General features: G+C 64.9%; 8 protein-coding genes and 1 pseudogene. 3 read left to right on the forward strand and 6 right to left on the reverse strand.

From position 1 onward, the window contains the following. The first annotated feature begins 36 nt into the window (after nucleotides 1–36). The gene (locus RFN30_RS28725) at nucleotides 37–2,265 is read left to right on the forward strand and encodes a bifunctional diguanylate cyclase/phosphodiesterase (RefSeq protein WP_320265437.1); all 2,229 of its coding nucleotides are present in this window, start codon (nucleotides 37–39) and stop codon (nucleotides 2,263–2,265) included. Between the two features lie 3 nt (nucleotides 2,266–2,268). On the opposite strand, the gene RFN30_RS28730 is transcribed toward RFN30_RS28725, so the two are convergent. After that, nucleotides 2,269–3,225: a LysR substrate-binding domain-containing protein gene (locus RFN30_RS28730; RefSeq protein WP_127426516.1), complete on the reverse strand. Its 957-nt coding sequence runs from the start codon at nucleotides 3,223–3,225 to the stop codon at nucleotides 2,269–2,271. A 232-nt stretch (nucleotides 3,226–3,457) separates the two neighbouring features. Between RFN30_RS28730 and RFN30_RS28735 the strand changes: the two genes are divergently transcribed. Beyond that, nucleotides 3,458–3,748 carry a DUF1127 domain-containing protein gene (locus RFN30_RS28735; RefSeq protein WP_320265438.1) on the forward strand — a complete coding sequence of 97 codons (291 nt, stop codon included), beginning with the start codon at nucleotides 3,458–3,460 and terminating at the stop codon, nucleotides 3,746–3,748. 370 nt (nucleotides 3,749–4,118) lie between these two features. On the opposite strand, the gene RFN30_RS28740 is transcribed toward RFN30_RS28735, so the two are convergent. From RFN30_RS28740 to RFN30_RS28755, 4 genes are all read right to left on the reverse strand, one after another. Next, nucleotides 4,119–5,147, reverse strand: a complete 1,029-nt coding sequence (locus RFN30_RS28740) for a DUF937 domain-containing protein (protein WP_320265439.1) — start codon at nucleotides 5,145–5,147, stop codon at nucleotides 4,119–4,121. A 99-nt stretch (nucleotides 5,148–5,246) separates the two neighbouring features. Beyond that, nucleotides 5,247–6,620: a glutamate--cysteine ligase gene (locus RFN30_RS28745; protein WP_320265440.1), complete on the reverse strand. Its 1,374-nt coding sequence runs from the start codon at nucleotides 6,618–6,620 to the stop codon at nucleotides 5,247–5,249. A 208-nt stretch (nucleotides 6,621–6,828) separates the two neighbouring features. Further along, a complete protein-coding gene (locus tag RFN30_RS28750; RefSeq protein WP_320265441.1) occupies nucleotides 6,829–7,563 on the reverse strand; it encodes a 16S rRNA (uracil(1498)-N(3))-methyltransferase in 735 nt (244 codons plus the stop codon). A gap of 134 nt (nucleotides 7,564–7,697) precedes the next feature. After that, nucleotides 7,698–8,360, reverse strand: coding sequence for a hypothetical protein (locus tag RFN30_RS28755; RefSeq protein WP_320265442.1), 663 nt, complete (start codon nucleotides 8,358–8,360; stop codon nucleotides 7,698–7,700). 88 nt (nucleotides 8,361–8,448) lie between these two features. On the opposite strand from RFN30_RS28755, the gene RFN30_RS28760 reads away from it, so the two are divergent. Beyond that, nucleotides 8,449–9,147 (forward strand): type 1 glutamine amidotransferase, encoded by a 699-nt coding sequence (locus RFN30_RS28760; protein ID WP_320265443.1) that lies wholly within the window; start codon nucleotides 8,449–8,451, stop codon nucleotides 9,145–9,147. A gap of 123 nt (nucleotides 9,148–9,270) precedes the next feature. Here RFN30_RS28760 and RFN30_RS28765 read toward each other — a convergent pair. Continuing rightward, a pseudogene (locus RFN30_RS28765) lies at nucleotides 9,271–9,928 on the reverse strand (hypothetical protein); the annotation flags it as partial.

Consider the following 9,928-nt stretch of genomic DNA (forward strand, 5'->3'; position numbering starts at 1 on the left):
GCTTTGACTGGCCGCAGAAAAGCCGGCCGGAAACGCATGAGCGGACGCACCAACAGCAGCCCTTTGACGCATCAGGTCACGCTGACCGTGCTGATGCTGGCTGTCTTCGCTCTGGCCATGGTCATCGGCTTCGGCTTCTACGCGGCGGCCCAGGCCGACAATGCCTCGCTTGAACACCAGAAGATGTTCATCGCCGACGGTTTGAAGGATCAGATTGCGTCTGTTCAGCGTGAGCAGGAAAGCGTTTCGGTCTGGGATGATGCGGTGACCAATGTGAGGGCCGGCAATCAGACCTGGATCGAGGAGAACCTCAGCGTCTGGGTGTACAACTATTACGGCCACAACCGGGTCTACATACTCGACGCCGCTGACCATCCCATCCACGCCATGCGGGAAGGCAAGGTGGTCGATCCGTCCTTCTATGGCAAGGACGAGCCTGCCTTGCAGCCATCCATCGAGAAGCTGCGTCGCATGCTCGCTGAGCCGCCGAAGGCCGATGCCTCCGGGAAGCCGGCCAAGATGGTCGCGGAAGACCTGGTATCGCTCGGCGGCAAGCCGGCGATCCTGAGCGTCACGCCGCTGGTGCCGAGTACGGATCGGGTCACCCAGGCGCACGGCACCGAATATCTGCATGTGTCGGTGGAGTTCATCAACGACGCGGTCATCAACAAGATCGCCGAAAAATACCTGCTCGACGGCGCCCGCCTCGTGCCGCTGTCGCAACCGGTCGGCGCTGCCGCCGTTCCGCTGGTCGATTCCCGCGGCGTCATCCTCGGCTATGTTGGCTGGGACCAGGAGCGGCCCGGCCTCACCCTGGTGCGCAAGATGGCCCCGGCGCTGGCCGTGGCGCTGCTTGTGGCGGCCGGCGTTCTGGCGTTTCTGCTGCGCAGGCTCCGTCGCGCCTCGTCGGCGCTGCAGACCAGCCAGGATGAGGCGCAATATCTCGCCTTCCACGACACGCTTACCGGCTTACCCAACCGGGCTTTGTTCGAGGAACGCCTGCGGCGGGCTCTCCTCAGGGCCAGTCAGGATATGGCGGGTCACGAAATGGGAAGGGTGGCGTTGCTCTATCTCGATCTCGACCGCTTCAAGCACATCAATGACACGCTCGGCCATCCTGCGGGCGATGAGCTGGTGCGTCAGACAGCGGCCAGGCTCCAGCACACCGTTCGCGAGGTGGACACCGTGGCGCGGCTGGGCGGCGACGAATTCGCACTAATCCTTGTCGACATTCCCGATGTCCGCGCCGCCGAGGATGTCGCCGAGCGGCTGCTGCAGAAGCTGCAGGAGCCGCTCAGGCTCATGGACGATCAGGTCTTCGTCAGCGCCTCGATCGGCATCGCGCTGTCTGCCGACGGCGAGACGGATGCCGACGATCTGCTGCGCAAGGCCGACATAGCGCTCTATGAAGCCAAAAAGAACGGCCGCGGCCGGTATCAGGCCTTCGCCGGCGACATGGACGACCTGCTCTTGCGCAAGCGCAAGGTCGAGACCGAGCTTCGCAAGGCCCTCGATGGCGGAACCGGCATCAGGCTCGCCTACCAGCCGGTATTCGCGGCAAACGGCAAGACGATCCTCGGCGCGGAGGCGCTGATCCGTTGGGGGCATGATGTGCATGGCGCATTGCCGGCGGCGCAATTCATCGCCATCGCCGAGGAGCGCGGCATGATCGGCCAACTCGGCGCGTGGGTGCTGCAGGAGGCCTGCCGCTTCGCCGTGCGGACCGACCTGCCGTGGCTCGCCGTCAACGTGTCACCGCTGCAATTGCGCGACGCCGGCTTTCCCGAACTGGTTGCGTCGGTCCTTGCCGACACCGGGCTGGCGCCGCAGCGCCTGCAGTTCGAGATCACCGAAAGCGTGCTTCTGGACAACAGCGATGCTTCGAGGGCGGCCTTGGCTGCCCTGCGCGAGTTAGGCGTCGGCATCGTCCTGGACGATTTCGGTACCGGCTATTCATCGCTGAGCTACCTGCGTCGCCACGCCATCGACAAGCTCAAGATAGACCGTTCCTTCGTGCGGCTTCTCGACGGCGACGGCAACTCGGCGGCGATCGTCAAGGCGCTGATCGATCTCGCCATGGCGCTCGGGGTCGACGTCACCGCCGAGGGTGTAGAGACAGAGGCGCAGAAGATGCTGCTGGTCGCCATGGGCTGCCGGCAACTGCAGGGCTATTTCTTGTCGCCGCCGCTCGAGCCGGTCCAACTGCTCGGCCTTTCCGGTCTGGCTTCGCCGGACGAGGCCGAGCCAGCCGCCGCACGCGCCTGATCCCTACCAGCCGGGCAGGATCTGGTTTGCCTTGGTCCGCTTCATCTTGGCGAAGGCAAGCGCCGCGAAATCGAAGCTTCCCGTTTCCTCGCCGACCGGCACGGAAATGTTGTCCAGGCTTTCCGCGATGTGGCGGGCGAGCGCATCGACGATCTCCGGCTGCGAGGTCTGGCCGCGCATGATGCCGATGCGGCAATCCGGCAGCGCGTCGAACCCGTCGGCTTCGCCAAGCACACGCATGCCGGGCCTGAGCGCGCATTCCGGCAGCACCGAGATGGCAAGGCCGGACAGCACGGCGGCGGTGATCACGGTGGCCGAGAAGCTGGAGAACAGCACGCGATACTCGCGGTTCTGCCGGTCGAGCACATCGACCGCCGCGCGCCGCCAGATACAGTTCGGCCGGCCGAACGCCATCGGCAGGATCTCCTGCTCATGCGTGGCGTGGTTCGCCGAGGTGACCCACAAAAGCGGCTCGCGCCGCACCACTTCCGACTGGCCGCGCGTGTCGTTGTGCGTCACCAGCGCGAGGTCGAGATTGCCGCGTTTGATGTGCTCGACCAGTCCCGGCGTCGGCTCGCAGATGACGGTCAGCTCGACGCGGGGGTTGGAGCGCGAGAAGCGCGCCATGATCTCGGGCAGGAAGCGGTCGGCATAGTCGTCCGGCGTGCCGATGCGGATCGTGCCTTCGAGCCGCTGGTCGTCGAAGGCGGCCAAGGTCTCACGGTTGAGGTAGATCAGTCGTCTCGCGTAGGACAGCAGTCTGTCGCCTTCCTCGGTCAACTTGTTGGTGCGCCCGTCCTTTTCGAACAGCGGCTTGCCGATCCGCTCCTCCAGCCGGCGCATCTGCATCGACACCGCCGACTGTGTCCGGTGCACTTCCTCCGCGGCGCGGGTGAAGCTTCCGGTGTCAGCGATCGAGATGAAGGTCTGCAACTGATCGAGATCGAGAGGCGCTTTCATCGGTCCAATCCATCATTGATGTTGATGCTACAGATTAAAAACATTCGTTGGATTAATCAATCGCGCAGCGGCAAATTGGCATCGTCCACATGAAGGCACTGCATGTCGCCCAAAAGTGGCTTTTGGGGCGATGACATGCATCACTTTAAGTGTATCGAGACCGCAACGGCGCTTTCTCCCAAGGCGCCGGCTGACTGGTTTCGTCCGCTCGACTCCTGAAGGAGAGACTGACATGACCACGATCGAATTCGCCTCCGAGACCCCGCGCATCACCACGCGTCCGGCCGTTGCGACGCGCGTGCTCAATGCGGTCGCCAATCTCTATCGCGCCTGGAAAAACCGCCGCGCCTTCTATCGCCTCGGCGAGATGTCGGATGCCGAGCTTGCCGATATCGGCCTGACCCGCGCCGATCTTCACGTCGCCATCGACGTGCCGTTCGGCCGCGATCCGACGGTGAAGCTGCGCGCAATTGCAGAAGATCGCGCCGACACGATCGAGGATCTCGCCCGCAAGGTCGCCTGACCAGCCGCGCAACTGCATTTTCGGTCGCGTCTGAACCTTTTCGAGGCCCGGCGCGACCAAGCTTCATGCAGGCTCCCACACTCCCTGCCGGTTCCCCGCCGGCCTGCCTGCACATTGCCCGGTTCCCTCCAGGACCGGGCATTTTTTTAAGGTGTGCCGACATCCAGGTGAGGCCGCCCTGCAAATGCCGGTCTCCTGCGCTTCCGGTGCTCACGTACTTAAGTACGCTCCGCTCCGGCCTTTGCCGGCCGAAGCCCTCATAAGTCTCTTCGCTCTATGAAGGCTACGGCCGGCGTAGGCCGGTTCTCGGAAACCAGCATTTTCGGCTCGGCCTGACCTGAATCTCGACACACCTTTGGCCGCGCGAAAGCTACCGCCGGTCCATGCCGCGCTTGAACTGGTCGAAGATCGTCTCCATGCCCTTCTGATACTCGTCGCGCTGCCGCGCGCCGGTCTCGAACATCCTGCCGAAGATGTCGTCGAACGGGTTCCGCGGCCGGCCGCTCGGATTGGTCTGCGGCTGCTGCGGCTGTGGCTGGCGTTGTTGCGGCTGCTGCGGCGCCGGCTGTCCGCCGGGCATGCCGAATCCGCCACCGCCCTGACGCAGCATCTCCTCGAACATCTTGCCGAGCGGACTGTCGCCGTAGGGGCTTTGCGTCTGCTGTGGCTGGTTCTGCTGGGGCCGGCCTTGCGGCTGCTGTGCGCCGCCGCCGAACATGTCCTGCAGCACCTTGCCGAGCGGATTGTCGCCATAAGGGTTCGGCGCCTGCTGAGGCTGGCTTTGCGGTTGTTGCGCGCCGCCGCCGAACATGTCCTGCAGCACTTTGCCCAACGGGTTGTCGCCATAGGGATTGGGCGCCGGCTGCGGCGCCTGACGCTGCTGCGGCGCCGGTGCGCCGCCTCCCGCCTGCCGCATCATCTCCTCGATGATCTCGCCGAGCGGATTGCCGCCGCCGAAGCCGCCGGCGGCCTGCATCTGGTTGTTGGTCTGCTTGAAGAGCCCACCCATCATCATCGAGGCCATGGCCGGCAGCATCTGCTGCAGCACCTGCTGGCTGAGCCCGGTGGCCTGGGCTGCCTGCGCGGCGACGGCGCGCGACAGGTCCTTCGAGCCGAACAGATGGCCGAGGATGCCGTTGCCTTCGTCGATGCCTTGCGGCGTGAAGGCTCGGGTCGCGTCCTCGAAATATTTGGCATGCTGGCCGCTCGCCATCGCCGTCATGAAGGCGCCCATTCCGTAAGGATCGGCGGTGTTACGCTGGAGCCCTTGCGAGAAGGCGGGCAGCAGAGCTTGCACGGCGGCCTGCGCCTGCTGCTGCGAGAGGCCGAACTGCTGGGCCAGCGCCTGCATGCCGGCGCCGTTCTGGGCTTGCGAAAAAATGTCGAACAGGGAAGGCATGGGATCTCCTCCGCAATATCCTCACGGAGGAGCCTAGTTCGTTTCCATCCACGATTGAAGCGGCTTTTGCCGCGTCACTATCAGGTGGCAGGCGAACGGTTAATAGGCATATTCCATGAACACCGGCTCGATCGAGCCGCCCCAGCGCGTGTGGTAGGCCGAAAGCATCTCCTCGGCACTGGTGGTGCCGCGCGCCACGACTTCGTCGAGAGTGTTGAGGAAGGAGGTTTCGTCATAGCCGTCGCGGTTCTTGCGCGCGCGGTTCTTCAGCCCCATGCGCGCGATGGCGAGCACGTCGCGGGCGACGTCGCGCAAGGTGGCGTTGCGGAACGGCGCCGCAATGCCGAGTTCCGGCACCGCGTTGCGCATCGCCAGCGCCTCCTGGTAGGTCCAACTCGAGGTCAGCGCTTCAGCGGCGTCCAGCGCCTGCTCGTCATAGAGCAGTCCGACCCAGAAAGCCGGCAGGGCGCAGATGCGCCGCCACGGCCCGCCGTCGGCGCCGCGCATTTCCAGGAAGCGCTTCAGCCGCACATCCGGGAACAGCGTCGAGAGATGGTTCGCCCAGTCGCCCATCGTCGGCAAACCATCGGGAACCTCGTTGCGAGCAGCGCCCGCCATGAACTGGCGGAAGGTGTAGCGCGTCATGTCGTGATACTGGCCGTCGCGGATGACGAAATACATCGGCACGTCGAGCGCCCATTCGACATAGTCGGCAAAGCCGAAATCCGCCGCGAAGCAGAATTCGAGCATGCCCGAGCGCTGGTTGTCGGTATCGCGCCAGATGTCGCCGCGCCAGCTCTGCAGCCCGTTCGGCTGGCTCTCGGTGAAGGGCGAATTGGCGAACAGCGCCGTCGACAGCGGCTGCAGCTTCAGCGACACCTGCATCTTGCGGCGCATGTCGGCTTCGCTTTCGAAGTCGAGATTCACCTGGATCGTGCAGGTCCGATACATCATGTCGAGACCCTTGGCGCCGACCTTCGGCATGTAGCGGGTCATGATCTCGTAGCGCGACTTCGGCATTTTCGGCGTTTCAGCGAGCGACCATTTCGGGCTGCCGCCGAGCCCGAGGAAGCGGATGCCGAGGGGCTCTGCGATCTCGCGCACCTGCGCCAGATGCGCGTTGCCCTCGCGGCAGGTCTGGTGGATCGATTCCAGCGGCGCGCCGGAGAGCTCGAACTGACCGCCCGGCTCCAGCGAGATCGCGCCCTGGCCGGTCGGTTCGACCAGGCCGATGATGCGGCCGGCATCCACGATTGGATCCCAGCCGAGCTTTTCCTGCATGCCTTCGAGGATGGCCCGGATACCGCGCTCGCCGCCATAGGGCACCGGCGCGTTGCCATCGACATAGAAGGGGAATTTCTCGTGCTCGGTGCCGATGCGCCATTTGTCGCGCGGCTTGTTGCCCGCGGCCAGATAGCCGACGAGTTCGTCGATGCCTTCGATGGGCTGAGTATCGGTTGTGTCGCGCGCCATGAAAAAGCCCTCCCGCCGCATGACCCCGAAAACCGGCTTCGATTTTCGGAAAGGATCATGCGCCAAATCAAAGTGCTACAGCGTCCTTTGCGCGTCCGAAAGGACGCGCGGCGCTGTAGGAGGTCGGTCGACCGCCGGGCGCTAGATGGACGAAATGTCAGTAGCCGATCAAGCGAAAAATCCTGAGCCACGGCTCAACTGGATTTGATCACCAGTCGCCGATTGCGGCCTGCATCACGGCGAGCGCCGCCACCGCCGCCGTGTCGGCGCGCAGGATGCGCGGTCCGAGCGGGATGGCGGTGACGAAGGGCAGCGCCCTCAGCATCCTGCGCTCGTCGTCGGAAAAGCCGCCCTCCGGCCCGACCAGCAGCGCGAGTTTTTTCTCAACCACCTTCTGCAAGGCCGGCAGCGGATTGTTGGTCAAGGCATCCTCGTCGCAGAAGATCAGCCGCCGTTCCTTGTCCCAGTTGCCGAGCAGCCGCTCCAGCTTCTCCGTCTCGCGCACGTCCGGCACGGCGAGGATGCCGCATTGCTCGGCCGCCTCAACGACATTGGCGCGCAGCCGCTCGATGCCGGGCTTGGCCACTTGCGTATGCTGGGTGATGACCGGCTGCAGGATGCCGGCGCCCATCTCGACCGCCTTCTGCACCAGATAGTCGAGCCGGCCCTGCTTCAGCGGCGCGAAGCAATAGACGAGATCGGGCAGCGGCGGCTGTGGCCGCTGCAGCGAAAGCACCTTGAGCCGCACGGCTTTCTTGGATTTGGCGGCGATCGAAGCCGACCACTCGCCGTCGCGGCCGTTGAAGAGAAGAACCTCCGCGCCTTCGCCCAGCCGCAGCACATGCGCGAGATAATGGCTCTGCTGTTGTCCGGCCTCGAATTCGAGGCCCGGCCCGAGATCGTCCGGCACGAACAGCCGCTGCATTTTATAGTTGGCGCGCATGGCCCAAGCAGGTTCCGCAAAAGTGTCCCGCGGTTTTTGCGATCAGAACCTGCGAAAAACAAGGGAATCTAAGCAGATATTCGTGGGACATCCCACGAATATCTGCTTAGCAATGGGCGAGGCGATAGGCGGCGTCAAGTATCGGCGGATGGATGCCAGACCGGCGCATAGCCCTGCCGCAGCACGGAAATGCTCGTGGCAGGCGTGACATGCCGCAGCGATCGCCCGGCCAGGCGGTCAAACGCGATTGGATCTTTATAGCCTGCAAACGACCATCTGAGCGCGGTGCCGTCGCGGAGTGCATAAGCGGTGCCGCCATCGGCCACCATGGTTCCATTCGGAAGCGCGCCAAGCTCTTCCACGGAAACGGTAGGCGGCCGGCCACCAGAGGCCAACCGCTCCTTGTGCAGTCTTTTGTCGACCATCGGCGCGCGAGGTTCGGCAACGCCGAAGGCTTCGCCGAAGCGGTTCACGAAATCGGTCGCCCGTTCACGCCGGCAGAAGAAGCAGGGCCGGTGGCCGGCGGCTAAAGCCGTCACTTCGTCGAGGAAGAACAGCTCGGTCCAGCCGGCCTTGCCGCCCAATTGGTCGTCACCTTGGCGATTGCGGCCCATCGGCTCTCGCCGCACGTTGCGGAACTTGCAAGCACAGATAATCCAGGCCGGCAAGGCCCAGCGCTTCTTCAGCAGCGTCTTCGTCTCGGGATCATGGATGATGCCGCGATTGCCCGTGAACAGGCCGCGCTCGGGCACGGCATGGATGGCGCCGAACGGATCGACCCGGTTCTGCAGTGGCATAGCTTTCTCTCCGGCACGCAGCTTGGCTGAAAGGCAGGCGCCATGATATCGCTCGCCCCAGCATTTTCATGTCAGCAGGATTTTCTCGATGCGGGTGCTGGTGGTCCAGAACTACGACAATACCGGCCTCGGCCAGGTCGGCGCCGCGCTTGCGGAAGCCGGCGCCGAGCTCGACCTGCGCCGCCCCTACCAGGGCGATCCGCTGCCGCTGGACGCGAATGGTCACGACGCCATGGTGGTGCTGGGCGGCGGCCAGAACGCGCTGGCCGACGACGACTATCCCTATTTTCCGGTCCTGCTCGAACTGACGCGCGATTTCGCCGGCAAGGAGCGCTCGGTGCTCGGCATCTGCCTTGGCGGCCAGCTCCTCGCCCGCGCCTTCGGCGCCGAGAACCACATCGGCGGAGCAGTCGAATTCGGCTGGCGCGGCGTTTCGCTGACCACCGACGCCAAGGCCGATCCGGTGCTTGGCGCGCTGCCGGAAAACTTCCCGATCTTCCAGTGGCATGACGACACGTTCGGCCTGCCCGAAAAGGCCGTGCGGCTTGCCCGCAACGATGTCGCGGCGAACCAGGCCTTTCGCATCGGTCGCGCTGTTTACGGCTTCCAGTTCCATTTCGAGGCAGACCGCCCGCTGGTGCGCGACTGGAGCACCTCCTTCGCCTCGCTGATCGCCGACCGCCATCCTGATTGGGCCGGCAAGCTCGACGACGAGATGGCGCGCAACGGGCCGGAAGCCGATGCAGCTGGCCTGGCGATTGCGCGCGCCTGGGTAGCGACGATCTGAGAGCGGCCACATCGGTCCGCCTCGGACAGAACCGTTTCATCTCTGACCATTCGAATCTGATCCACCCGGGAAAATTCGCCGACAGTCGTCAAATGACGACTGTCAAGCCGGCGGTCCTGCCCTCTATTTGGTTGTCGGTTGTAAGCGCGCGCACGGAAGACGTGCACAAGGGCAGCGAGGCCTCTTGATCCGGCGTCGGCTGCTGTGATTGGGCGGCAGGCCGTAGTCGGGACGCTTGGTTCGTTCCGATTGCGGGGGTGTCATGAAGCTTGCAGGCCTTGTCGTCGGTTCTGTGCTTGTCGCGGGCGGAGCCTGCATCGCGGTGGCGCCTGTCGTAGGGGATTTTCGGCAGCTGCTGAGTTCGACCGCCGGCACAATGCGGTTGGCTTCCAGCTGCGCGGCGCCTGGCCGTTGCGACTCTGGCGGGGGCACCGGGGCGGGCCAGAACCATCCGGCCAGGACAAGCAGCGGCGCGTCGAGCGGACAGAGCTCCGGCAGCAGCGGGCAGAGTTCCGGCGGCACCAGCGGCGGCACTTCTGGCGGGACGAGCGGTGGCACGTCCGGGGGAACCAGCGGCGGCACTTCTGGCGGAACCAGCGGCGGCACTTCCGGCGGAACCAGCGGCGGCACGTCCGGGGGAACGAGCGGCGGCACTTCTGGCGGAACCAGCGGCGGCACGTCCGGGGGAACGAGCGGCGGCACTTCTGGCGGAACCAGCGGCGGCACGTCCGGGGGAACGAGCGGCGGCACTTCTGGCGGAACCAGCGGCGGCACGTCCGGG

Origin of the sequence: Mesorhizobium dulcispinae (assembly GCF_033977345.1) — a bacterium.
Taxonomy (GTDB): Bacteria; Pseudomonadota; Alphaproteobacteria; order Rhizobiales; family Rhizobiaceae; genus Mesorhizobium; species Mesorhizobium dulcispinae.